Here is a 26,229-nt window from a genome sequence, read left to right on the forward strand (position 1 = left end):
ATACCATATCCCCACAAAATGAAGTCACCAGAATACGCAAAAGCGATGACTTCACTAAGCGAATCTTGGGGCAGGATGGCTGGTGTGGCCAGTAGAGAATAAGGAGCTAACAGAAATGAAACTCATCAAGATACTGATGAAAATTGAAAGCATCTTCAGTTCCTGGCATACAGCTGTCAGAAACAAGGTTGTTTCAGCCCAGTTAAGCGAAGCAGAGTTCATACCTTATATACAGCCAATATATAACTCCCGGGAGCTAATTGGCGGGGAAGTGCTGCTGAGAGTAAAAAAGAAAGGTATCCTGTATACGCCTGAAAGTTATATTTCATTAATGGAGTCTGGTGAAATTATTAACGACGTTACGTGTGAGCTCCTTGAGAGTGTCAAAAATCACTTCACTCCCTATATGGAACTGTTACCAGAAGGATTTCATCTTTCATTCAATATCTGTTCAAAGCAACTTAACTCACCACGAGTGATAAGTGCTATTGAAGATTTTAATCAGCATTTTAAGGGTAAGGTAGCCGTTATCCTTGAAATTGTAGAGCGTGGAACAATGGTTCTCGATGATTTTGCGCTTGAAACAATGCAGCAACTCTCCGATGCAGGCGTTCGGTTTGCTATTGATGATTTCGGTAGCGGGAGTGCGTGCCTTAAATATATTGAGCATACTGGTTTCTCAACAATCAAGATTGATAAATGTCTGACCGTTGCCAGTAATGGTTCACTGATTTATTCCGCTGTCATCGATTCAATAATATCCCTGTCCGAGAGACTGCAAATCCAGGTGGTTGCAGAAGGTATAGAAAACAATGTCCAGCTGGAGCTTTTAAAGGAGAGAGGTGTGCAGATTTTTCAGGGATATCTGTTTTCAAAACCTTTAAGCATGGGAGAGTTTTGTAGACACATTTGACTTCTGGAATCATGACAACGCGTTAAGCATCAAACACTGGCGTTGGATTAAATATTAATTAAAACGCCAAAAACATTTTACTCACCTGCAGTAAGGCAGACAGGTAAAGTCTGAATCGCATTGAGATCTGAAATAAAAGAGTTCTCAAGCTGCCACAAATTACATTACTGAATATTCAGTGGTGCAGGTTATTGCATCACTACCAATTTAAATTATTACTGAGGATATATAAGTTATGTCTGCTAACTTCCCGAACCCGCCTGAGTTGCCGACCTGTACCGGGCCGGAAGGTATTCTGTTTGATTTTAATTACGGCGCCCGCGTTTACCTGCCAGAAGGAAAATGGCACGTCATCTTAATGGATGATGACAGTGGCAATATTCTTTTCAGCTGCGATTCAGAAGGTGGGTGGGTTACCAGCAATAAAAAGTATTACGTCCGTTTTCGTATCCAGGTATTCCACCAGGGAGAAGCGATTCCGCTCCTGGATGAAACGCTGAACATGAAAGACAAGCCCGTTGTCATCTTTTTCCCGACGGGCACGCTGGGCGACATGCTTGGCTGGTTTCATTATGCAGAGCGCTTTCGCCAGCTGCACCGCTGTCAGCTCGAATGCGTCATGGGGCAGGAAATCATCGAGTTGCTCAGCGCGCAGTATCCCGAGATCACGTTCTCCACAAAGGACAATCTGCAGACGCTCAATCCCTACGCGTCCTGGTATGTCGGCCTTTTCTTTAAGGGCGACACCACTCATCAGCCCATCGATTTCAGGAAGGTCGGCTTCCACCGTAATGCCGGCTACATCCTGGGAGTAGATCCGCGGGAGTGCCCGCCGCGCCTGAAGCTTGATGCGGAGCGGAAAATTGCGGAACCGTACGTCTGCATCGCCGCGCAGTCAACCAACCAGGCAAAGTACTGGAATAACGGCCATGGCTGGGCAGAGGTCGTTGCTCATCTTAAGTCTCTGGGATACCGGGTGCTGTGCATTGACCGCCATGCACATTATGGCCAGGGCTTCATCTGGAATCACATTCCACAGGGTGCCGAAGACTTCACGGGCAATATTCCGCTTCAGGAGCGGGTGGACCTGTTAAAGCATGCGAGCTTCTTTATCGGGCTGGGCAGCGGGCTGTCATGGCTTGCCTGGGCTTCCGGTATCCCGGTGGTGTTAATCAGCGGATTCAGCCTCCCCAATAGCGAATTTTACACTCCCTGGCGAGTGTTCAGCAGCCATGGCTGTAACGGCTGCTGGGATGACACGTCCGTTGATTTTGACCACGTGGATTATTTGTGGTGTCCGCATCACAAGAATACCCCCCGACAGTACGAGTGCACGAGTCTGATAACCGGTAAACAGGTCATCGGCATGGTGGATCGTCTGCATTCAGGATTAGTTGATAAGTAAGGAAAATAAACATGAACAAGATATATACCACGGTCTGGTGCGAGTCGCGCCAGCAGTGGATTGTCACCTCTGAACTGGCAACCGGGTCCGGTCGCCCAAAGCTGACGCCTAAAAAGAGCGCGCTGGCACTGCTGCTGGGTGCAATGCTGCTGCCTTCAGGGCCAGCTATGGCTGTGAATTATGAAGGGGTTACGTTAGACGGGAGTACTCAGGAGCTGTATTCAGGCGATACGGCCACCTCAACGACCATTAACAGCGGTGGTCAGCTGCTCATCGACGCCCTTGGCTCTGCTACGTCCACTACTATTAACTCCAGCGGAGAGCAATTCGTTTACGATGGCGGTACAGCTACTGTCACGACCATTAACAGTGATGGCACTCAGAATGTTGAAGGCGGCTCTGCCACAGATACCACAGTAAGCAGTGGCGGCAGGCAGCACGTTTATATTGGCGGCTCGGCCACCTCTACGACCATCAGCAACGGTGGTATCCAGGCTATCTTTGGCAACGGCATTGCCTCCTCCACGATTATCGACGGTGGATTACAGGACATTGGCAGCGGTGGTAAAGCGATTGATACCACCATCAACAGCGGTGGTAGTCAGCGCGTCTCCAGTGGCGGCTCGGCCACTTCTACTACCATCAACAGCGGTGGTTATCAGCGCGTCTCCAGTGGAGGTTCGGCTACTTCTACCACTATCAATGGTGGTGGTCAGCAAGTCTCCAGTGGAGGTTCGGCTACTTCTACCACTATCAATGGTGGTGGTCAGCACGTCTCCAGTGGAGGTTCGGTCACTGACACCACCATCAATGGTGGTTATCAGCACGTCTCCAGTGGAGGTTCGGCAACTTCTACCACTATCAATGGTGGTGCTCAGTTCGTCTCCAGTGGCGGCTCGGCCACTGACACAACCATCAGTGGCGGTGGTCAGTACGTCATTAATGGAGGCTCTGCCACCTCTACCACAATCAATGGTGGTGGTCAGTACGTCTCCAATGGAGGTTCGACCAATTCTACCAATATCAATGGTGGTTATCAGGATGTATTAAGTGGAGGCTCAGCCACCTCTACTATAATCAACAGTGGTGGTATTCAGTACGTCTCCAGTGGCGGTTCGGCCACTGACACAACCATCAGTGGTGGTATTCAGTACGTCTCCAGCGCCGGCTCGGCTACCTCGACCACAATCTATGGTGGTACTCAGCACGTCTCCAGCGGCGGCTCAGCCACCTCTACTACCATAAATAGTGGTGGTTCTCAGCACGTCTATGGCTCGGCCACCTCTACTATAATCAACAGCGGGGCTCAAGGCGTCTTTAGCGGCGGCGTTGCCTCGATTACAACCGTCAGCAGCGGTGGGCAACAGCACGTCTACAATGGCGGCTCGGCCACTGACACCACTATCCACAGTGCTGGTGAGCAGCACATCTTCAGTGGCGGCTCGGCCACTGACACAACCATCAGTGGTGGTTATCAGTACGTCTCCAGTGGAGGTTCGGCCACCTCTACCACAATCAATGGTGGTGGTCAGCACGTCTCCAGTGGAGGTTCGGCAACTTCTACCACTATCAACAGTGGTGTACAGCGCGTCTCCAGCGGCGGCTCGGCCACCACTACCACAATCAATAGTGGTTCTCAGTACGTCTACAACGGCGGCTCGGCCACCTCTACCACTATCAATGGTGGTGGGCAACAGCGCGTCTACAGTGGCGGCTCGGCCACCACTACCACAATCATTAGTGGTTATCAGCACGTCTCCAATGGCGGCTCGGCCACCTCTACCACTGTCAACGGTTGGGGGGTTCAGCACGTCTCCAGCGGCGGCGTTGCCTCGATTACAACCGTCAGCAGCGGTGGGCAACAGCACGTCTACAATGGCGGCTCGGCCACTGATACCACCATCAACAGCGGTGGTTATCAGTACGTCAGCGGCTCGGCCACTGACACAACCATCAGTGGTGGTGGTCAGCACGTCCGCAATGGCGGCTCGGCCACTGATACCACTATCAATGGTAGAGGGAATCAGCATGTCTCCGGTGGAGGTTCGGCCACCTTTACCACTATCAACAGCGGTGGTGCTCAGTACGTCTACAGTGGAGGCTCGGCCACTGACACAACCATCAGTGGTGGTATTCAGAGTATCTTCTTTGGTGGCTCGGCTTTCTCAACGACCATCAACAGTGGTTCTCAGGATATTTATGATGGAGGTTTGTCTACTTCTACTACCATCAACGCTGGTACTCAGGTCATCGGCGTCCTGGGTGGTGGTGGATCGGCCACTTTCACAACTATCAACAGCGGTGGTGCTCAACATGTCTCTCGTGGTGGGCGGGTCGACTCTACTGATATAAAAAGTGGTGGCAGGCAGTACGTCTCCAGCGGCGGCTTGGCCACCTCGACCACAATCAACAGTGCTGGTTATCAGACTGTCCTCAGTGGCGCCTCGGTCACTGATACCACCATCAACAGCGGTGGTGCTCAGTACGTCTCCGGGGGCTCTGCCACCTCTACCACAATCCACAACGCTGGTTATCAGGCCGTCTACAGTGGCGGCTCGGTCACTGATACCACCATCAATAGTGGTTATCAGTATATCACCAGCGGCGGTAAAACCACCGACACAACTATAAACGGCGGCCAGTCCTGGCTGAGAAACGGTGCAGTGGCCGACGGCGAAACCCGCGTGAACGCCGGTGGCGAACTGTTGATGGACGCCGGCGCTCTCGCAACGGACGTCAACATCTCCGGGGGCACTCTCTCAGTCAGCGACCTTACTGATGCCACAGCCAGCCTGGACACGGCTCAGGTCGGTAAGCTCACCATGGACGGCGGCAACGTCAACTTCCTGCGCAACAGCGACGGTGAATTTGCAAAGCTGACGATTATGGAGCTGAACGGCACCGGGAACTTCCTCCTGAACACCTCACTGGCTGATAAAGCCGGCAACTTCGTCACGATTGAGCAGGGCTCAGGCCAGTTTGGTCTTGCCGTGGCTGACTCCGGTAAAGAGATATCGAGCCACGATGACCTGACGCTGAATCTGATTCATGAGAAGGGTGGTGACATTGACTTTGAACTGGTCACGGCGTCCGGCCGAAGCACCCGATTCGTGGATGGCGGTACCTACATGTACACCCTGTACAGCCAGCAGGATAAGGACGGCCATACCGGCGGTAACGTCTGGTATCTCGGTGCCATGGATAACGGTGGCGAGAACCCTGGCGGTGGTGAAAACCCTGGCGGAGGTGAAAACCCTGGCGGAGGTGAGAACCCTGGCGGCGGTGAAAACCCTGGCGGCGGTGAAAACCCTGGCGGCGGTGAAAACCCTGGCGGTGGCGAGAACCCTGGCGGCGGTGAGAACCCTGGCGGTGGTGAGAACCCGGGCGGCGGCGAAAACCCTGGCGGCGGTGAGAACCCTGGCGGCGGTGAGAACCCGGGCGGCGGTGAAAATCCTGGCGGTGGTGAAAATCCTGGCGGCGGTGAGAACCCTGGCGGCGGTGAGAACCCGGGCGGCGGCGAGAACCCTGGCGGTGGCGAGAACCCTGGCGGTGGTGAGAACCCTGGCGGTGGTGAGAACCCTGGCGGTGGTGAAAACCCTGGCGGAGGTGAAAACCCTGGCGGAGGTGAGAACCCTGGCGGCGGTGAAAACCCTGGCGGCGGTGAAAACCCTGGCGGTGGCGAGAACCCTGGCGGCGGTGAGAACCCTGGCGGTGGTGAGAACCCGGGCGGCGGCGAAAACCCTGGCGGCGGTGAGAACCCTGGCGGCGGTGAGAACCCGGGCGGCGGTGAAAATCCTGGCGGTGGTGAAAATCCTGGCGGCGGTGAGAACCCTGGCGGCGGTGAGAACCCGGGCGGCGGCGAGAACCCTGGCGGTGGCGAGAACCCTGGCGGTGGTGAGAACCCTGGCGGTGGTGAGAACCCTGGCGGTGGTGAAAACCCTGGCGGAGGTGAAAATCCTGGCGGAGGTGAAAATCCTGGCGGTGGCGACAACGGCAACGCGGGCGGTAACGGCAGCGGCGGCAAGAAGCCGATGACCACCCCAGCAACCGACGCTGTTCTGGCCATGTCCAATGCCGGTCTGAACGTGATCCATGGCGAGCTGGATGGTCTTCGCACGTATCGCGCGAGCCTGGACAAAACCGGACCGGAAAGCAGCGTCTGGGGTCATTATCTCGGCAGCAAGAACCACACGGATACCAGCAACGGCGCAGCCTACACCCTGAACCAGAACGGACTGGAAATCGGTGCCGACATCCGGACTGACTTTGAGCGCGGCAGCCTTGTCACGGGTGCGTTCATGTCTTACAGCGACAACACGGTGAAGCATGCCCGCGGCGGTAAAAGCAAAATCGACAGCTACGGCCTCGGCCTGTATGCGACCTGGTTTGATGCCAGCGGCTTCTACGCTGACGGGGTGGTGAAGGGTAACCGCCTGAACAACAAGCTCAGGGCGGTCATGACCAACGGGGGCATTACCGGTGGCGACTGGACGCAGTATGCGCTCAGTACCGCCGTGGAAGGGGGATACCAGTTCAGCATCAGTGACGACCTGAGCCTCACTCCTTATGCCCGGATGTCGTTCGTGCAGATGACCGGTGAGGACGTGAAGCTCAGTAACGGCATGAAGGGCAGTACCGGGACCCCGCGTTCCGTCACGGGTGAGGCGGGTGCGAAGCTTGCCGGCAAGTTCAGCCTGGGAGCAACTGAGTTCAAACCTTACCTGTCCGCTGCGGTGGTGCATGAGTTTGCTGACTCGAATGAAGTAACGATCAACGGGCGTAACCGCTTTGACAACAACGTCAAAGGCACGTCAGGCAGGTACGGCCTGGGCGCGTCGGTTGACGTGGGCAAAGATGTGACTCTGTACGGTGAGGCAAACTACCGTCAGGGCAGCCACGTCGAGGCGCCGGTCCAGGGCGTGGTGGGGATCCGGTTTGGATTTTAATCGCTGACAGTCACAGTGAGAGGATATGCCTCTCACTGTGCCCCCTTTTTTATTTAATTACGGTCTCCTTATGAAAAATATCATTCTCACCAGGAATGTATTTATCTGTCATGCGTTTCAGGAAATCCTGAGCGAATATAAATGCAAAGATATTTGTGTAGTGGATATCGATTCATATTATTCGCTATATGAATTATTGAAGGTCATGAAGGATGCGAATTTACATCGTGAGCAGAAAATATATTTCCTGAAAGGCACAGGCATTCTTTCAAAAATGCTGATTTCGATCACCGCCTTTCATGTCCTTGATTCTCTGTTACGCCTTAAAAAGGTGATACGGACAGCCAGGGTGCCAAATTATGCGTTTGCAGTGAAGTACATACGATCTTATACGAAGCTGAGCATGATGACACACAAAGAGAAGCTAATTGCTAATGAAATTTTAAAGTACAGGGATGTGCCAAGCATGGCGCGTGCGATGAAGTTAAACCATAAAACGCTGTATTCACGCGTGCGAATAATGGCTATCAAGCTAAACCTGCGCGATATAGGCCAGATGCGTAAATATTTTTCGTCAGAAATGGCGGCGGCTACCTGTGTGTCAGATAACCGGCTGGAGATTAATTAAATATCAGGCTGCCTGCATTGCGATTTTATTGATAAATAAGGTACGTAAATATGAACAAAATATATACCACGGTCTGGTGCGAGTCGCGCCAGCAATGGGTGGTCACCTCTGAACTGGCAACCGGATCCGGTCGGCCGAAGCTGGCGCCGAAGAAAAGCGCACTGGCTTTGCTGCTGGGTGCAATGCTGCTGCCTTCCGGGCCAGCCATGGCTACAGATTATGTGGGCGTGACGTTAACGGGCAACCAGTTTCTGTGGTCAGGCGATACGGCCACCTCCACGACTATCAACAACGGAGGCACCCAACAAGTCAATGGTGCCAAAGTGAGCACCACAACCATCAATAGTGGTGGCACCCAGCGTGTCTTCAATGGCGGAGCTGCCACTTTAACCACAATTAATAGCGGTGGTATTCAGAATGTATCAAGTGGCGGCTCGGCCACTGACACCACTATCAACAGTGCTGGTGAACAGCACATCTTCAGTGGAGGCTCGGCCACTGACACAACCATCAGTGGCGGGAAGCAGTACGTCTCCAGCGGCGGCTCTGCCACCTCTACCACAATCAATAGTGGTGGTCAGTACGTCTACAACGGCGGCTCGGCCACTGACACAACCATCCGTGGTGGTTATCAGTACGTCTCCAGCGGCGGCTCTGCCACCTCTACCACAATCAATGCTGGTAATCAGCACATCTTCAGTGGCGGCTCGGCCACCTCTACCACTATCAATGGTGGTGGTCAGTACGTCTACAACGGCGGCTCTGCCACCTCTACCACAATCAATAGTGGTGGTCAGTACGTCTCAAGTGGCGGCTCGGCCACTGACACAACCATCAGTGGTGGTTATCAGTACGTCTCCAGCGGCGGCTCGGCTACTTCTACCACTATCAATGGTGGTAGTTATCAGGTCGTCTTGAGTGGAGGTTCGGCTACTTCTACCACTATCAATGATGGTGAACAGCGCGTCAACAGTGGCGGCTTGGCCACTGACACCACTATCAACAGTGCTGGTGCTCAGTACGTCTCCAGTGGCGGCTCGGCCACCTTTACCACAATCAACAGCGGTGGTGAACAGATTGTCAGCAATGGGGGCATTGTAAATACTACTACCATAAACGACTGGGGTTTTCAGCGTGTCTACAGCGGCGGCTCGGCCACTGACACCACTATCAACAGTGCTGGTGAACAGCACATCTTCAGGGGCGGCTCGGCCACCACTACCACAATCATTAGTGGTTCTCAGCACGTCTACAATGGCGGCTCGGCCACTGACACCACTATCAACCGCGCTGGTGAACAGCACGTCTCCAGCGGCGGCTCGGCCACTGACACCACTATCAACCGCGGTGGTTTTCAGCGTGTCTCCAGCGGCGGCTCGGTCACTGACACAACCATCAGTGGTGGTGGTTATCAGTACGTCTTCAGTGGTGGAGCTGCCACTTTAACCACAATTAATAGCGGTGGTGTTCAGAATGTATCAAGTGGCGGCTCGGCCACTGACACCACTATCAGCAGCGATAGTTATCAGAACGTCTATGGCTCGGTCACCTCTACCACTATCAACAGTGGTGGGCTACAGCGCGTCTCCAGTGGTGGCTCGGCCACTTTAACCACAATTAATAGCGGTGGTGTTCAGAATGTATCAAGTGGTGGCTCGGCCACCTCTACCACTATCAACGGTTTGGGGTATCAGTATGTCTACGCTGGCGGCTCAGTCACTGATACCACTATCAGTGGTGCTGGGCAACAGTTCGTCTCCAGCGGCGGCTCGGCCACCTCTACCACTATCAACGGTTGGGGGCAACAGTACGTCTCCAGCGGCGGCTCGGCCACCTCTACCACTATCAACGGTTGGGGGCAACAGTACGTCTCCAGCGGCGGCTCGGCCACCTCTACCACTATCAACGGTTGGGGGAATCAGCACGTCTTCAATGGCGGAGCTGCCACTTTAACCACAATTAATAGCGGTGGTGTTCAGCGTGTCTCCAGCGGCGGCTCGGCCACCTCTACCACTATCAACGGTTGGGGGTATCAGGACGTCTTCAATGGAGGTTCGGCCACTGACACCACTATCAACAGTGCTGGTGAACAGCACGTCTATGATGGCGGCTCGGCCACCTCCACCACAATCAATAGTGGTTCTCAGTACGTCTCAAGTGGCGGCTCGGCCACTGGCACAACCATCAGTGGTGGTGGTCAGGTCGTCCAAATTGGCGGTAAAACTACTGACACCACCATCCACGGCGGGCAGTCCTGGCTGATGACTGGAGCAGTGGCCGACGGCGAAACCCGCGTGAACGCCGGTGGCGTACTGCTGATGGACGCCGGCGCTCTCGCAACGGACGTCAACATCTCGGGGGGCACCCTCTCAGTCAGCGACCTTACTGATGCCACAGCCAGCCTGGACACGGCTCAGGTCGGTAACCTCACCATGGACGGCGGCAACGTCAACTTCCTGCGCAACAGCGACGGCAAATTTGCAAAGCTGACGATTATGGAGCTGAACGGCACCGGGAACTTCCTCCTGAACACCTCACTGGCTGATAAAGACGGCAACTTCGTCACGATTGAGCAGGGCTCAGGCCAGTTTGGTCTTGCCGTGGCTGACTCCGGTAAAGAGATATCGAGCCACGATGACCTGACGCTGAATCTGATTCATGAGAAGGGTGGTGACATTGACTTTGAACTGGTCACGGCGTCCGGCCGAAGCACCCGATTCGTGGATGGCGGTACCTACATGTACACCCTGTACAGCCAGCAGGATAAGGACGGCCATACCGGCGGTAACGTCTGGTATCTCGGTGCCATGGATGACGGCAGCGGCGAAAACCCGGGCGGCGGCGAGAACCCTGGCGGTGGCGAGAACCCTGGCGGTGGTGAGAACCCTGGCGGTGGTGAGAACCCTGGCGGTGGTGAAAACCCTGGCGGAGGTGAAAACCCTGGCGGAGGTGAGAACCCTGGCGGCGGTGAAAACCCTGGCGGCGGTGAAAACCCTGGCGGTGGCGAGAACCCTGGCGGCGGTGAGAACCCTGGCGGTGGTGAGAACCCGGGCGGCGGCGAAAACCCTGGCGGCGGTGAGAACCCTGGCGGCGGTGAGAACCCGGGCGGCGGTGAAAATCCTGGCGGTGGTGAAAATCCTGGCGGCGGTGAGAACCCTGGCGGCGGTGAGAACCCGGGCGGCGGCGAGAACCCTGGCGGTGGCGAGAACCCTGGCGGTGGTGAAAACCCTGGCGGAGGTGAAAATCCTGGCGGTGGCGACAACGGCAACGCGGGCGGTAACGGCAGCGGCGGCAAGAAGCCGATGACCACCCCAGCAACCGACGCTGTTCTGGCCATGTCCAATGCCGGTCTGAACGTGATCCATGGCGAGCTGGATGGTCTTCGCACGTATCGCGCGAGCCTGGACAAAACCGGACCGGAAAGCAGCGTCTGGGGTCATTATCTCGGCAGCAAGAACCACACGGATACCAGCAACGGCGCAGCCTACACCCTGAACCAGAACGGACTGGAAATCGGTGCCGACATCCGGACTGACTTTGAGCGCGGCAGCCTTGTCACGGGTGCGTTCATGTCTTACAGCGACAACACGGTGAAGCATGCCCGCGGCGGTAAAAGCAAAATCGACAGCTACGGCCTCGGCCTGTATGCGACCTGGTTTGATGCCAGCGGCTTCTACGCTGACGGGGTGGTGAAGGGTAACCGCCTGAACAACAAGCTCAGGGCGGTCATGACCAACGGGGGCATTACCGGTGGCGACTGGACGCAGTATGCGCTCAGTACCGCCGTGGAAGGGGGATACCAGTTCAGCATCAGTGACGACCTGAGCCTCACTCCTTATGCCCGGATGTCGTTCGTGCAGATGACCGGTGAGGACGTGAAGCTCAGCAACGGCATGAAGGGCAGCACCGGCACCCCGCGCTCCGTCACGGGTGAAGCGGGCGCGAAGCTTGCCGGCAAGTTCAGCCTGGGAGCAACGGAGTTCAAACCTTACCTGTCCGCGGCGGTGGTACAGGAGTTTGCTGACTCGAATGAGGTCACCATCAACGGGCGTAACCGCTTTGACAACAACGTCAAAGGCACATCAGGCAAGTACGGTCTGGGCGCTTCGGTTAACGTTGGCAAAGACGTAACCTTGTACGGAGAGGCTAACTACCGTCAGGGCAGCCATGTCGAGGCGCCGGTGCAGGGCGTTCTGGGTATCCGGTTTGGGTTTTAATCGCTAATTGTCCTGGTAAGAGCCGAGTCTCTTACCAGGACCCGACTGATACCAAACATATTGTACATACGCTAAGTAGATGAATTATTAGGTATTTTAGTGCTCGCAACTTAATGCATTAAACAGATCAAATTCATCTATCATAATGTTAGATTCACGTCAGATTCAGGCGGTCTCTTGCTTTACGCAATCTGGCTTCCCCGCGGCGATCGTACTGCTGGGTGGTGGTGACGCTGGCGTGACCCATTGCATCCTTCACGGTAATCAGGTCTTCACCGTTATCCAGCATGGCGGTGGCAAAGGTGCGACGCAGGTCGTGCGGGGCGCATTTCGCTATTCCTGCCTGACGCTGACGCACCTGCAGGACATAGTACACCGCCTGATCGGTCAGCCGGTCGTACGTAAGAGTGTCAAAGCGGCGAATCCGGGTGAACAGCGGTCCGTCTTTTTCTCCCCGCACGTCATCGATCCACGTCCTGAGCCGATGCCAGGTACCAGCCGGCATGAAGGCCAGCCGTTCCTTGTTTCCTTTGCCCAGCACCCTGAGTGCCTGTTCATCTGTGACAACGTCACGCAAATCCAGCCCTACGGCCTCCGACCTGCGCAGGCCGCAGCCGAGAATGACGGCCAGCATTGCCGCATCGCGTACCCCAATACTGGAGTCATCGGCCTCGCACGCACCAAACAGCGCCCGTATCTCCTCCGGCGGCAGGGCCCGGCCGCGCGGCAGGCGGCTGCCCCTCAGGTTACGTACCGCCCGGATGTGCTGGAAACTCTCGACGTCCATCAGCCTGAGCATCCAGGCTTCCTTCGCCACGCCCTTCAGCGCCGAAATATAGGTATTGACGGTGGCCGTAGCCCGGCCGGTGTCGCGCAGCAGCTCGGTCACGGCCATCACATGATGGCGCCGCAGGCTGCCCCAGCTGCAGGACTCCAGGGACGTGGCGCCGAGCATGCCGGCTACAATGTTCAGGAACGAGGCCATGGTCTGCCGGCTGCGGGGAGAATTGAGGGAAAGCAGGTAGGCCCGGGCAGGACCGACCGGACTTTCAGCACCGACCAGCGCTGGCAGGAAATCCATATCTGAGGTAATAACCACCGGCGACGGGTTCAGCTCTGGTTCATCGTCAGGCATCAGTGTCATCCAGTGCTCCGTCCAGGCCGGAAAGCCTCCGGCGCGCTGCGTGAAAAATTGGGGAAAAGTATACGCCAAAGCGTACCGCAGAGAGTCTACTTTTTCAAAGATACATTTTAATTAGTAGAACAATAATTGATATAACTTCTTGATCTCTTGTTAGTATCCAGCTCAAATGGAAAAGGACATATCGCTACTATCAGATGTTTCATTCTGAGGGCGGTAGCGTGGTACAAGCATTTATGTTTCAGACATACTTTCATGATCATGTCCCTATGACATTCATAAAAAGAGAAAAGAATGAAAAAAATAAAAGCCAAAAGAAAAAAATCAGTAACTATAGATAAATTCGTCTTTAGGTCTATGTTGAAGTCCAGCACAACTGAAACACTAGCTGGTCTAAATATGTTAAAAAATGACACATTAACTACTGACTTGTTTGATAAATACAGAGAACTGGTTAACAAAGAAATCCTTGAGAAAACCATATCAATCAATTACAAAAAGAATATAAATGATTTATACTCTGGGGATGGTATTCTAAGACTTTCATCTGCTGCCAATGAAATAATATGGTGTATTTCTACATGTCTAGTTTATAAGTCAGAATTAAAAGATTACTTGAAGTTAAGTGAAGATATCGAATCCTATGTCGTTTCAAATAACCCAATAAAATTTAGTGAATCTCTACAGGAAATAGAAATGAAATTTGGGTGGTCAGTTTGGCTACTTGAAAATAGGATTGCTGCGACACAACACTGGCACGGCCCAGAGGCGAAGAAAGAAATAGTAAAGGAAATGAGAGAACATGTTAAAGAAAACATATTATTAGATTTAATCATTAACTTTATTGGTAAAAGAGTAGAAGATTCATCTATACCTGGTTATTTACAAACTGAATTAGCCAAATCATTTAAAAACTCTGATTCCAAGCTTATTCATGAATATGCAAGAGCAAAAATATTTGATAGGCACAGTCTAAACTTTGAACAAATAAGTATATTGTTGTGTTTGGACTATAATGCAAACTTAATTGATTATTATGAATCTCTTATTAACGTATTACGCTGGTCAGTAAGTAACGAACAGGTATTCAGACAGCTAGAAAAAAGTATAAGGAAACCAATTAAGGTATTATACAACGCCCTACAAGATCCGAGGCTTATACCTATTCTAATTTGTCTTGGTGAATATTTCGATACACCTATAAATTATGAAAGGGAAAGCATTCTAGAAAAATATACGGCTGGTAGATATTTAGAAACCATTAATTTAGTAGAAAACTATTTCAAAGATTCAAAAAATATCACTGATATTTCTATTCTATTTATAGGAATTAAATCAGAATCTAAGGTTAACTTAGAGATCGAATATCCATTTTTACTATCTGAAATATCGGACGACATCAAAGAAGTTTTGAAATTTAATGAAAACTCGTATGCTTCTGCACTGACTTTAAATGTTTATAATGATCGCTTCATGAATCACTCATGGTCTACACATATTAGATTTGCCGTTATGAATGAACTATCTGTGCAAAACTATAGCATGACTATAGATTATCTGCGAGATTTGTTTTTGATTGACAATAGAATTAGTCCTTTTACTTTGTTGTTATCGACAAATCCTAGTTATACAAATGAATGTATTAATGCCCTATTTAAAAATCATTATGAAAATACAAAAGAAGTGTTACGTCTAGCCACCCTCGGTAAAGTAAAATCAAACTATCAAATTGAACAGATAAGTCGTGATAGATACTTGAAATATCTTGGAAGATACTATCAACATAATAATTTCCATGACAAGGCTTTAGTTACACTGGAGGAGGCACTAAAATATTCAGAATCATCAGAATCGTTAAAAATTCATGCAGCAATCATCATTTCCCTGGCGCGTTCAGGTAATATTGAATTAGCGATCACCAAATTAATAGATACATATCTAGTATGGCATGCGGTCCCTACGAAATTACCATTTGATGAATTAATTGATTTGTTAGATGATCCAGATCAATGGCCAGCATCTATTTCACTACCTTTAATTTTAGCACTTTACACAAATTTCTTCGGAAATTCTAAACTAGCACATCTTCGATATTCATTTGAGAAATATAATATAGAGAATTCTGTCAATACTCCGTTTGATTTGATAAGTGGTAGTGGTAATGTTAATAAAGAATATATTAAACTATATTTACAATTAGTATGGCGGCCTGAAGTTATGGGGCAGACCTTAATATATAATGGCACCAAAGAAATTGAGGAAGCTAGAATTCAAGTTTGCAAGGCATTGATAGAAATAGACCCTAATAATTCAAGCGATTACCAAATGGAGATTAGAGAGAGAGTTAAACAATTAGAACTAGCTAAAGCAACTAAGCTAGTTGACCAGAGTAGAGTATATGTGGATGTTGGAGCCATAAAAAAATCGCTAAAATCACGTTTAGGTGATGTATATTCAAAATATATAACAACAATGCAATATGACGAAAGTGATAATATAGGGATTGTTAACGTTCTTACTGATGTTTTTGGTAATTTTGAAAGTACAGGAACATCGCTTACAAAATTAATGTCCACTGTACATATATTAGGGGAGGAGGATACACAGTTTGCAGCATTATTTTCAGAAATTACGACTGAATTTTTATTAGGAGATCATGGTTTAAATACATATCTTAGCACAAGGGTCAGGCACGGAAAATTTAGTAATGCTATACGTAAACCGTTAGTTGATGAAATTCTGATAACTGAAAAATCAGAAGGCACTGGTAAATATAATAAAAATGTCTACTGGTACGAAAATTTATTAGAGCTAGATGAGGGTGAAAAAAACAATGTATTACAATTACTCGAAGTTTTTGGTAAAAAGATTGATGATATAATTTCATATGTTAGGGATGAACTGATACAGGTACAGGTAGTTGATGATATAAGTGTTAGAGGGGGAGGTGTTGCATTATTTTCATATAGAACGACGAATGTTGAGAGGATTTATGTCAAGTCTAAGCTACAAGAGCTCGATAACATAGACGAATTCATAGACATATGTATCGATATACTTTGGGAAAAAACAGATGATAACTTAGTTAAAGTTAAAAATAGCATGCAGACAATAGTAAAATCCAGTATCCTTACGGCTTTTGAGAAATTAAATGAATCACTGGGTACATTAGGTTATTCCGAGCGTTTGGGTGAATTGCCAAACCATATAGCCAGAGCAAAAACCAACATACAACATCAAATTAGTATTGTCTCAACATGGTTTACAAGAAATGAAGTTTACGATAGACCAGATTATTCAATAGACTTTCCTGTTTTGATTGCTCAAACCATGGTTACAAATTTGATATCAGGTGCTGAAAATTGGGGGGGCGTAAATATAAATCTTATAAGCAACGCTAGCCAGATGCCTGGTCGTACTCTAGATGGCATGGTTGATTTATATTGTGCATGTTTCGAAAATGCTATAGAGCATTCAGGGTTAGCAATCTCAGATATCAAAATTGACGTTGAACTTAACTATCAAAATGGTATTTTTGAATTGGCTATCAGAAATAATATTGATAACTACACTCTTGAACTTGAAGAAAGAATAACTCAAATTAGGACAGAGATCAGCAAGAAAGACACAAGAGTAAAAGCTCAAAAGGAAAAAGGTAGTGGTTTTCATAAAATTTGGTCAACAATAAATTCTCCACATTATAAGGATCCTAAACTTACATTTACGTACAAAGGAAGATCGCAGTTTGAAGTTACTGTACAATACAAAATTGAGGTATTGGATGAACAATATACTTATAATTGAAGATGATGAGGATAAACTTGAAACCTTGATAAACTTCATACATTCAGAGTTTCCTTTGTTCCAGGTTGATACAGCTAGATCTTTTAGTAGTGGGCTTCGGAAGCTAATGTTAGGTTCGAAGATTTACACTGGAATACTATTGGATATGAGCATGCCGAACTATGATTCATCTTCAACTGAGCCCGGTGGAGGGAAGCCTGAACACTTCGCGGGATCTGATTTACTGGCACAAATGAAACTACGAAAAATACATATACCTACAATAGTCGTTACTATGTTTGACATGCATGGAGAAGAACCGAATAGACTTTCTATAGATCAACTTAAAGACCAATTAACTAAGATGTACAGTCCAATTTTTAGAGGTCTTACATACTATAGTTTATCGGAAAGTGGATGGCGAAACTCTTTAAAAAATCAAATTGAAAAAGAACTTTTTAAAAATGATTAATATACTCGTTGTTGATGATGAATATAATAAAACTAAATTGATATCTGATTTGCTTCGCACAATAGATGAAAATGTCTACATCGAGCATGTAACAACATCACAAGCTGCTAGACGAAAAACTCGAGAGATGAGTTTTGATTTCATGTTAATTGACATAAACTTGCCTACATTAGTTGGTTCAGCACCTAACTCATTAGGAGGGATTGAATTATTTGATATGTTAATAATTGATCCGCACTCTAAGATTCCTATGGATATAGCTTTCATTACAGAAAAAGAAGATTCTATAGAAGAGTACCAAAATGAAGCATCCAAGCGTGGAATTACCTTATGCCGATTTGATTCTTTAAATGATTCATGGAAAGTTGTTTTAGCCGGTAAATTAAAACTAATGTTAGTACGGTCTAAAAGAAATCTATTAAATTCGCCTACGGTAGATGTAGCTATCGTAACTGCTTTGAGAGATCCTGAAATGGAAGCCGTTTTACAGCTTCCATATGAATGGAGGCAAACCCGTTTCCATGATGACCCAACTGGTTATCATTTTGGTGAGAAAAAGATAGAAAACTCAGTTCGAAAAGTTGTCGTTGCCTCAACTAATCGTAAAGGAATGCCTTCTGCATCAGCTCTAGCAATGAAGATGGTTGAAAGATTTAAACCAAAAATTATTGTAATGCTTGGCATTTGTGCTGGAGTTAAAGGAAAGGTTTGTTTAGGGGACATCATTATTGCTGATCCTACGTGGGATTGGGGAAGTGGTAAAATGACACAAGATGATAGTGGTTCTAGTGTTTTTATTGCCGCACCTCATCAGGTACCGCTAGAATCACATTTATCTCAAATTGCGCAAGAAATTGGGAATGATAGAAATATATTAGCATCCATCGTTAGCGGATGGAAAAATGATGTTCCAGAAGGTAAATTAAGAGTACACATAGGGCCACTAGCCTCTGGTGCAATGGTACTAGCTTCCGACTCTTCGCTCGCTTCAATTACTACTCAAAACCGAGATTTGATAGGTGTTGACATGGAAGCTTATGCAGTCATGGCAGCCTCAGATTACGCCAGGAAAACAGCCCCCATATGTTTAGTTATAAAATCAGTATCAGATTATGCGGACTCAAGTAAAACCGATTCTTGGCAGGAATATGCGTCTTATACATCTGCTCAATTTTTTGACCGATTATTAAGCAATGAATTTTTACCATTCTAAATTATAGGTTGATATTTTTTATGTATGATAATGAATTGATGTTAGAGCACGCGTGGAAATATTTTGAGCTTCATGCACAACAACGTATTACTGTTTTTAATTTTTACCTCGCTATTTCAGGGTTGGTATCTACTGGGATAGGGGTGTGCTTACAGCAAGGTGGCGCATTTAATTATATTTCCTCTTTTTTATGTTTGTTTTTGATGTTCGTGTCTTTTATTTTTTGGAAGCTTGACCAGCGAGTGTCATTGCTTATTAAAGAGGCTGAAAAAACATTGTCTATCATAGAAAGGAATATTTCTGAACCTGCTCTGCACTTATTTGACAAAGACAATAACAACACAGCATTAAAAAATGGCATCCTGTCAGTGTGGACATACGGACGGTGTTTTAGATGTACTTTTGTAATAGTTGGTTACTCATCTTTCATACTTGTTTTTGCACCTTGGTTTATATCTATATTATCACGATAATTATAAAGAATTGAACCGCCGCTGGTTAAAAAGACATCTTAGAGTTATTTATGATGACTTAACAGAGAGGTGCCCATTGGCGGTAAACTATATCCCGAAGAATTCAAAATAGAAGCGGTTAACCAGGTTGTTGATCGCGTTAATTCCATCGTAAGCGTCGCCATCCGTCTTGATATCACTATGCACAGCCTCTATGCCCGGGAAAAAATATTACCCTAATTCATCAACTACTAAATTCAGTCCGATACTCAGTCTGAGTTCCGAGGACTTCAGAAAGAACTGAATCGGATTACTGACGAGAGGCACATACAAAAAAAAGCCGCGGCGTACTAAGCAAAACTGTCCTACTGAGTTACGCCTACGGCCATTGCTGAATTATTAGTCTGCTCTGCTGGGTTATGGATGTTCATCCGAGTTGATTTTATCTCTAGTTTCAGGAGCCACATTTACAACGTAACCAGGCAGACCTAAGGTTGATGGCCAAATCAAACAGTTCTCGCTTGATTCAGGCTGTGTCTATTTCAACGCACGATCCATCTTGTTCTGCGTGATACCGGACTACAGTGCGGAATGAACCGGGTCATGCGGCTGATTAGGTGTGTTGAAATAAAGGCTCGGGTAGGGGACCGGAGCCCATTAGCACGCAAAGGTGAGGGCTGCATCGTGGTACCTAACAGGCTCCACCGGCAGTTCATTCCGGACGCACCGAATGAACTTTGGGTGATGGACATATCCTATATCCGGCCCCATGAAGGTTCGATGGGTCTGGCCGTCCTGGCTGATCTGTTCTCATGAAAATTTTTTGGCTGGTCAATGCAAATTCGTATGACAAAAGATATAGTCCTGACCGCGTTACTGATGGCGCTATACGGCGTAATCCTCAAAAAGAGGTACTGGTTCATCCCGACTAGGGCAGTCAATACATAAGCCATGAGTGGCAGCCCTTCCTGATATCACACGGTCTGGAAGGCAGCATGAGTCGTCGCGGTAACTGCCACGACAATACGGTTGCGAAAAGTTATTTCCAGCTACTGAAACGCGAACGGATTAAGAAAAAGATCAACGGAACGCTGGAAGCAGGCCGCAGCGATGTTTTTGATTACATCGAAATGTTTTATAACTGTAGGCATTGGCATGGTTCATTTAATCATCTGACCCCGGCCGGTGCGTTTTTTTTGAGGTCGCTGAAATGTATGATGCAGGTGATAAAGCGGCACTAAAAGCTGAGTGTAAAGAGCAAAAAAAGGCTAAAAAATTGGCTTTACGAGACGATCAAAAGACGCGGGTAGAAGAGGCTGCAAAGGCTCGTAGAGGAAAGCGCCGTGAGCTTATAGATAAAGCCAAATTTGTATGCGAGCAACTGGGGATAAATTCCTACTCAAAATCTGGTTTCGAAATCTATCAAATTGCATTCAAAATGGCCGACAATAAGAGTATTGGGATAATGATCGCCATACTTCAATCACACCCGCGATTAGCTCAAGCTCGTGAAGAAAATCGACCGCCACCGGAACTCGTTCACCGTAAAGAGGATTTCATTGTCAACGAAAGTGCGGCCCTTGTGCGCTCAAAAAACAAGGCGGGCTGGGATGCTTTACGTCAAGGCATCACAGATTCGTCTTCAAAAGGTCTGACTTTTGGCATAAATTTTCAATGCCCAAAAGATAAACCTCTGGGAAGGCAACTCGCCTCAGTTCCAGTACTTGAGGTTGTGGATCCAGATGTCGTTCTTGCAAGGACTGCAACACGAAAAAAAATTTATATACCTGCGAACCGTGATGCATCTATGAGGACCGCAGCTATGCCGTCCGGGCTGTTGGTAGCAAGTAAAATAAAAGTTAAGCCAACAACTCCTGTTGAAGGATTAGCCGATGTTATCCGCGAACTAATCCCGGCAGGACTGATACCTGATTTCCGCAGATTCGTATTTGAACAGCGTCATTCAGGATTGACCGCGAACCAGCTGGCCGACCGTTTCCTGACGGAAAATGAATTGATACCGTCAGTTACTGAACAGTCCTCACTTAGCGTGACAGACGTCAAACCAGCAACGGTGACGGATGTTAATCTTGACCCGAGAAATTCTACAATGGTTAACCCCATTGCTCAGCACGTCGATATGACCGATTACACCTCATTTGCGACTAATGAGGGTGTGTTTGTCCAGTCTCAGCGAAATACAGCGGCACAAAAGGCCTTCCGCGATGCAGTAATGGCAAACTGTTTCGGACGCTGCTTGGTATCCGGCAAGAGCTACCAGCGGGCGCTTCAAGCGTGCCATATTCAGCCTCACGCTCAGTACGGGAAAATGCAGGTCTGCAACGGCCTGCTGCTGGAAACGTCTCTGCATGATGTGTTTGACGCGGGCGATATGGCTATCCATCCGGCCACCCTGCGCGTTTATTTCAGCCGTGCGGCGCTGGATGGTGGTTTTAATGAGTATCATGGCAAGGTCATCGGAAAGACTCAGGTTGTCCTCGGTACTGAGGAACTAGTGGCTAGGTGGGAAAGTTTCGCTGCGATCCACGACATTATCAAAGAGCCGACCTAAACTATTCGCTTTTCAACAACTGACTTAATAATGTTGATCCGGCTGAGTTATTTATCTTACATGGTCACAAGCATTCTGATGTCTCCATTGTCTGAGGATTTGATCCTTTATGCTAGAAAAAGTGACATCACTAAATGGGTTTAAAGTGACATTAGAATATTGCAGTTACAATTTTGGTGCGCATAACAAAGATTATGTTAAATGTGGTAAAATTAAAGATATTAATCATAAGGTTACATAGAAGTGTTGCCCTACTTCGATTTCTAAACCTACTGTGGTAGTTTGAGAAACAATGTGCGTTCCTGGGTTTGCGATGCCTTAAAACCAAAGTGAAGGTAAAAGCTTTTGGCTTCTTCAGTCAGTGCATGAACCATAATTGCACGGACTCCAATATTCTCAGCTACACGATAACAGCGCAAAACTGCATCATGCAATAAATCAGCCCCCAGCCCGTTTCCACGAAATGAAACTTCGACAGCCAGGCGAGCAAGTATGATGACGGGGATGGGATCTGGCATATTGCGCCTAAGGCTTCCCGTTGCCTCCACGTGGTTGACGCTGCCGGTGGACAGAGAGTAAAAACCGACAACCTGTTTCGTGTCTGCTTTACAAACAACGAACGTTCGGGCTGCACCGAGAGCCTGGTTTTTTAATCCTCTCTGTTTAAGCCAGCCATCAAGTACAGCCTCACCACTGATAAACTCTGCTAGTTGATGCGAACTGGATAACGGTTCTGGTGCTGTTACACGTCCCACTGAGGTTTCCTTGCCAGGAGTTTATCAATGACAGCGTCATCCGAAACTGGCGCATCGAGCATATCGATGAACTCTGCATACTGCTCATCATTGAAATTAAATACTCGACGATCGAGGATCACATTCTCAGCAGCCTGGCATGCCATTTCCAGGATGAAGTCTGTGCGTGATTTATGGAGAATCTCTGCTGCAGCATCAATGAGTGCTCTTTGAGATTCCTTAGCTCTTAGGTTGAGCTGAACATCTGATTTCATGGGGGGCGCTCCTTGTATAGCAATTGCTTTACAAGCATAACACATGTAAAGCGTATAGCAAAAGCTACACAAAGCTAATGGGAGGTGCCTGTAATCTATCTTATGTTAAATATAATTAATTTATACCTCAATAATTTAAATCTAAGACGTTGCTATCTTTCAAGATGAGGTCATCTGACCGTTATCCCGAATTGGTAAGGCATCGCCGAACACTCCATCCCCCCGAAGGACATGCTGTGCCTGAACGATACCGTGAACAGGTATCCCGGTTGCGACAATTGTACTTGCCAATAGTCGCACCGGGGAAGTGGACAAATTTAGCGAATTTGTCAGACCGTTTACTTAACTCGTAAAGGGCGATGGATACCGCCCCTTAAATTCAGATCCTGCGTCGAATCTTCTCCACCAGGGCGGCAGTCGAAATACCGTATCGTTCGTGCAAAGTGGGCAGCGCGCCCGCATCAAGGAAAGCGTCCGGCAGTGCGACGGTATCAAAGTCCACGTTCACGCGGTTGCGCATTAATAGCGACGCAACAGCCTCACACAGTCCACCAACGCTGCTGTGGTTTTCCGCCACAATCACCAGCCGTCCCGGCTTCGCCGTCTGGGCAAGTATTGTCTCTTCATCCAGCGGCTTAATCGTGGGCGAGTGCAGCACCGCCACGCTGACGTTATCCTTACGCAGCTGCTTCGCCGCCTCCAGGGCTCGCATGGTCATCAGGCCTGAGGCGATGATCAGGACGTCGCGCCCCTCTTCCAGTAGTGCGGCTTTACGCACACCGTTGCCGTGTGGTGGGTGCCACCAGTGCTGCACATCCCCCTCGATAAACTGCCGTGATGCACAGAGTATTATCTGTTCACGCATCCGGTCCGGAGCAGCGTGGCTCAGAGCCAGCGTATCCTGCAGCTGATCGCGAAAACCAAATGCACCGCCAGACTGATAGTAGCCACTCCGGGCCACGAGCCGGCAGGCTTCCGCCCCGTCTTATCACCGCAGAAAAGGCATAAAAAAACCGCAGGGAAGGCGGTCTGTATGCAGCTAGCAGGGGAGATCAGGAGGTGGTGCTGGCGAGCCTGGCCGCAAATCCAATGAAAAAGAGACCGACCAGGCATTTACGATTGCAGACAGTCTGCGGTTACCACAACTGCCGGCGCGGTTTCAGGCGGGATAGATGGATTCTTTTCTGGCATTAATGCCCTGAAGATGAACACGGCCGTTGTCAGGCAAATGGATACCCATCAGGCGCAGGATAAAGTCACGCCAGCCTCGGTTAACCTGACGATTATAGTCATACAGGTCAGTATTCTCTGCCGTATCGCGGTCTATCCGATTCAGCAAAATCTGGATAACGGCGAGTTTAAACTCCTCCGGAAATTGCTTCAGCCGGTTCACTGAAAAGCCAGCCGTTGCCCGTGGAGTCCTGCAGTTATCCTTCAGGACAACTGCAGGTGGCGAGACGTTGTCCCTGCGTCTGAGGCACTGCCAGAAGGCACGGCTAAAAAGCTTAAGGAAATGGCCGATCGCCAGGCCTGGTCCGTTTATATTATTCAGGCAATATCTGCGATCCAGTTTTTCAGTAGTGCAGCAACATCATCGCTGTTCTGTTCAAAGAACATCATATGGCTGTTACCCGGAATACCATGATCAGGCAGGAAGACGCTGTCAGCTTTGCCGTTTACGGCATGGATTTCATCGACCAGCGTCTGGTTCAGCTCGCCTGAATGCCCGGTGTTGGAATAGTGTCCGCCTGCGCTGTTGACGTTGAGAAGCGGAATATTGTGTCTGGCCATCGTGGCAGCTACCGTTTTATATTCACTGATAGGCCCGTTATCGAACCATTTTCCGGGCTGTGGGAAACGATTTTCGCCGCTGTAGCCGTCCAGCAGGATCAGGGCTCTGAACAGGTCCGGGCGCCTCAGCAGCAGACGTTGCCCCAGACCACCGGCCATTGACCACGCCACAAAAACTGCCGGGCCGGACAGATTATTGACCTTTTCAAGCACGCTGATGAAGGTGTCGTCCAGAATGGCATCAGGAACCGGTTTATTCGGGATAAGCGTCCCGAGCAGGCGACGTCTGGAAGCCTCATCACCGGGCATCTGATTGCCCTGAAGGATACCATCACCCGGTACCCCCCATTCAGGTCCCATATTCCATGCAGCCCAGGCACTGCTGTCCTGGCCTGGCCAGAACCCTTTATCAACAGACATCGCGCCATCAATCACCATCTGTGCATGGTCGATATCATCCGGATTAAAGCCGGCACGTCCTGACCCGGGCGGATCGATAACATACACCGGGTGGCCGTTACGCAGGAAGAATTGCGCCCAGCCTTCTTTCCCGTCAACGTTACTTAACCAGGCTGAAGCCGCGAAATAATTATGGGTCAGAATGATAGCCGAGCGATCTGCCGACAGGTCTGAAGGAATATAGTATTCCACGTATGCCTGATGGCGCAGGGTAACCTCTTCTGTGCCGTCGGTATTCTGCCGCCTGACCACTTCGCCACCGGCAATAAAGGAACCAAATGTTGAGAGTTTTATATCTTGCATAGCGTGCTCTTTTCGTAGGTTTAAACAGGTGAAACGGACATATCGTCAGTTTATACAGCTTCGTTTTTATTAAAGTTTGGCGTCCAGGATAACGGAGAGAATGGTCGTTCCGGGCTCTTTAGAAAAATCAGGTGCCAGCTGAGCTGCCACACTGGCGAGGGACGTGATTTGTGCGCCTGCCTGTGCAGTCCGGGCCAGTGCTGCATCTTCGGTGCGAGCTGAGCGATTACCGATACAATCCACAGGGATCAATACCCGATACCCGTTATCCAGAGCGCCCAGCGCGGTAAGCATGACGGCAACCTCTGAGGTATAGCCCGAAACGATGAGGGTGTGTTTTCCAGATTTTTTAATTGCATTAACGATTTGCTTAACCCTGAATGGATCCGCATTTTCCCGGTAAATAGTGTTTTCTGCCGTCGCGTAAGGCTGGAGTTCCGGAAGGAGTTCACCCGGTTTCCCATTCCGTGGCACGGTCAGAAAAAGGGACGGGGCCTTGATGGCATGAGCAACTTTTGCCAGTCCCCCTGCGTTGGCTGCCAGCGCAGACGGTGACATTGTATTGCTGGATGCGATTAGATCAGGATGCAGGTCGGCAAAGATAAACAGTACATCTGATGGATCCAGCGTATCGTTTCTGACCGTTTTTACACCGGTTGCTGAAATTACCGAGGATGTATAAGACAGATGAGTTTCCGGCGCAGTTATCTGGTTATCTTTTGCCTGTACGCTGGTCAGAAACAGGCTTGCACCCAGTAATATTCCCATATTAAGGGAGGTTAATTTTTTATTCATTTGATGAGTCGCTCTGATTGAGTGTGTGAGAGGTTTATTTATTTGCAGACTTGCCCGGGGCACCATGACCATAAATCGCAATATTAGGGAGCTGAAATCCCTGCACCTATGAGGCCATGAAATTAATATT

Annotated in this window: 16 protein-coding genes and 3 pseudogenes; 12 read left to right on the top strand and 7 right to left on the bottom strand. The window is 49.0% G+C overall.

What is annotated here, in order from left to right; genetic code table 11:
- Positions 1 to 115 precede the first annotated feature (115 nt).
- The 5 genes from ACMGGE_RS22500 (at position 116) to ACMGGE_RS22520 (ending at position 12,109) form a co-directional block, all read left to right on the top strand.
- The gene (locus ACMGGE_RS22500) at positions 116 to 913 is read left to right on the top strand and encodes an EAL domain-containing protein (protein WP_420290661.1); all 798 of its coding nucleotides are present in this window, start codon (positions 116 to 118) and stop codon (positions 911 to 913) included.
- 235 nt (positions 914 to 1,148) lie between these two features.
- Positions 1,149 to 2,318, top strand: coding sequence for an autotransporter strand-loop-strand O-heptosyltransferase (locus ACMGGE_RS22505; RefSeq protein WP_420290662.1), 1,170 nt, complete (start codon positions 1,149 to 1,151; stop codon positions 2,316 to 2,318).
- 11 nt (positions 2,319 to 2,329) lie between these two features.
- Positions 2,330 to 7,264, top strand: coding sequence for an AIDA repeat-containing protein (locus tag ACMGGE_RS22510; protein WP_420294204.1), 4,935 nt, complete (start codon positions 2,330 to 2,332; stop codon positions 7,262 to 7,264).
- A 70-nt stretch (positions 7,265 to 7,334) separates the two neighbouring features.
- Complete coding sequence (locus ACMGGE_RS22515; RefSeq protein ID WP_420290664.1) at positions 7,335 to 7,892, top strand: hypothetical protein; 558 nt, start codon at positions 7,335 to 7,337, stop codon at positions 7,890 to 7,892.
- Between the two features lie 50 nt (positions 7,893 to 7,942).
- Positions 7,943 to 12,109, top strand: a complete 4,167-nt coding sequence (locus ACMGGE_RS22520; RefSeq protein WP_420294205.1) for an AIDA repeat-containing protein — start codon at positions 7,943 to 7,945, stop codon at positions 12,107 to 12,109.
- Positions 12,110 to 12,263: 154 nt separating this feature from the next.
- Here the strand turns inward: ACMGGE_RS22520 and ACMGGE_RS22525 are convergent, their stop codons facing one another.
- Positions 12,264 to 13,253, bottom strand: coding sequence for a tyrosine-type recombinase/integrase (locus ACMGGE_RS22525; protein ID WP_420290666.1), 990 nt, complete (start codon positions 13,251 to 13,253; stop codon positions 12,264 to 12,266).
- 291 nt (positions 13,254 to 13,544) lie between these two features.
- Between ACMGGE_RS22525 and ACMGGE_RS22530 the strand changes: the two genes are divergently transcribed.
- The 6 genes and pseudogenes from ACMGGE_RS22530 to ACMGGE_RS22555 all read left to right on the top strand — a co-directional run bounded on the left by ACMGGE_RS22530 (position 13,545) and on the right by ACMGGE_RS22555 (position 21,742).
- Positions 13,545 to 17,054 (top strand): hypothetical protein, encoded by a 3,510-nt coding sequence (locus tag ACMGGE_RS22530; RefSeq protein ID WP_420290667.1) that lies wholly within the window; start codon positions 13,545 to 13,547, stop codon positions 17,052 to 17,054.
- Entirely contained in the window at positions 17,032 to 17,505 is a 474-nt protein-coding gene (locus ACMGGE_RS22535) for a hypothetical protein (protein ID WP_420290668.1), read from the top strand. The genes ACMGGE_RS22530 and ACMGGE_RS22535 overlap by 23 nt, the downstream gene beginning before the upstream one ends.
- A complete protein-coding gene (locus ACMGGE_RS22540; protein WP_420290669.1) occupies positions 17,498 to 18,718 on the top strand; it encodes a response regulator in 1,221 nt (406 codons plus the stop codon). Before ACMGGE_RS22535 ends, ACMGGE_RS22540 begins: the two co-directional genes overlap by 8 nt.
- 20 nt (positions 18,719 to 18,738) lie before the next feature.
- Positions 18,739 to 19,191, top strand: coding sequence for a hypothetical protein (locus tag ACMGGE_RS22545; protein WP_420290670.1), 453 nt, complete (start codon positions 18,739 to 18,741; stop codon positions 19,189 to 19,191).
- A gap of 75 nt (positions 19,192 to 19,266) precedes the next feature.
- Positions 19,267 to 20,411 (top strand): annotated as a pseudogene (locus tag ACMGGE_RS22550) (IS3 family transposase).
- On the top strand, positions 20,381 to 21,742 hold the full coding sequence (locus ACMGGE_RS22555) for an HNH endonuclease (RefSeq protein WP_420290671.1): 1,362 nt from the start codon (positions 20,381 to 20,383) through the stop codon (positions 21,740 to 21,742). Before ACMGGE_RS22550 ends, ACMGGE_RS22555 begins: the two are co-directional and overlap by 31 nt.
- Positions 21,743 to 22,011: 269 nt before the next feature.
- On the opposite strand, the gene ACMGGE_RS22560 is transcribed toward ACMGGE_RS22555, so the two are convergent.
- From ACMGGE_RS22560 to ACMGGE_RS22575, 4 genes and pseudogenes are all read right to left on the bottom strand, one after another.
- Positions 22,012 to 22,497 (bottom strand): GNAT family N-acetyltransferase, encoded by a 486-nt coding sequence (locus ACMGGE_RS22560; RefSeq protein ID WP_420290672.1) that lies wholly within the window; start codon positions 22,495 to 22,497, stop codon positions 22,012 to 22,014.
- A complete protein-coding gene (locus ACMGGE_RS22565) occupies positions 22,485 to 22,751 on the bottom strand; it encodes a DUF1778 domain-containing protein (protein WP_248223252.1) in 267 nt (88 codons plus the stop codon). Before ACMGGE_RS22565 ends, ACMGGE_RS22560 begins: the two co-directional genes overlap by 13 nt.
- Before the next feature lie 379 nt (positions 22,752 to 23,130).
- A pseudogene (locus ACMGGE_RS22570) lies at positions 23,131 to 23,523 on the bottom strand (transketolase C-terminal domain-containing protein); the annotation flags it as partial.
- Positions 23,524 to 23,724 (bottom strand): annotated as a pseudogene (locus tag ACMGGE_RS22575) (GH36-type glycosyl hydrolase domain-containing protein); the annotation flags it as partial.
- 231 nt (positions 23,725 to 23,955) lie between these two features.
- Here ACMGGE_RS22575 and ACMGGE_RS22580 point away from each other — a divergent pair.
- Positions 23,956 to 24,147 carry a hypothetical protein gene (locus ACMGGE_RS22580; RefSeq protein WP_420290690.1) on the top strand — a complete coding sequence of 64 codons (192 nt, stop codon included), beginning with the start codon at positions 23,956 to 23,958 and terminating at the stop codon, positions 24,145 to 24,147.
- A 152-nt stretch (positions 24,148 to 24,299) separates the two neighbouring features.
- On the opposite strand, the gene ACMGGE_RS22585 is transcribed toward ACMGGE_RS22580, so the two are convergent.
- Together ACMGGE_RS22585 and ACMGGE_RS22590 are read right to left on the bottom strand one after the other, a co-directional pair.
- The gene (locus tag ACMGGE_RS22585; RefSeq protein ID WP_410029376.1) at positions 24,300 to 25,304 is read right to left on the bottom strand and encodes a hypothetical protein; all 1,005 of its coding nucleotides are present in this window, start codon (positions 25,302 to 25,304) and stop codon (positions 24,300 to 24,302) included.
- Positions 25,305 to 25,373: 69 nt separating this feature from the next.
- The gene (locus ACMGGE_RS22590; RefSeq protein WP_274578682.1) at positions 25,374 to 26,099 is read right to left on the bottom strand and encodes an isochorismatase family protein; all 726 of its coding nucleotides are present in this window, start codon (positions 26,097 to 26,099) and stop codon (positions 25,374 to 25,376) included.
- Between the last annotated feature and the right edge of the window lie 130 nt (positions 26,100 to 26,229).

This window comes from Enterobacter sp. BNK-22, from assembly GCF_048684805.1.
GTDB classification, from domain to species: Bacteria; Pseudomonadota; Gammaproteobacteria; order Enterobacterales; family Enterobacteriaceae; genus Enterobacter; species Enterobacter quasiroggenkampii.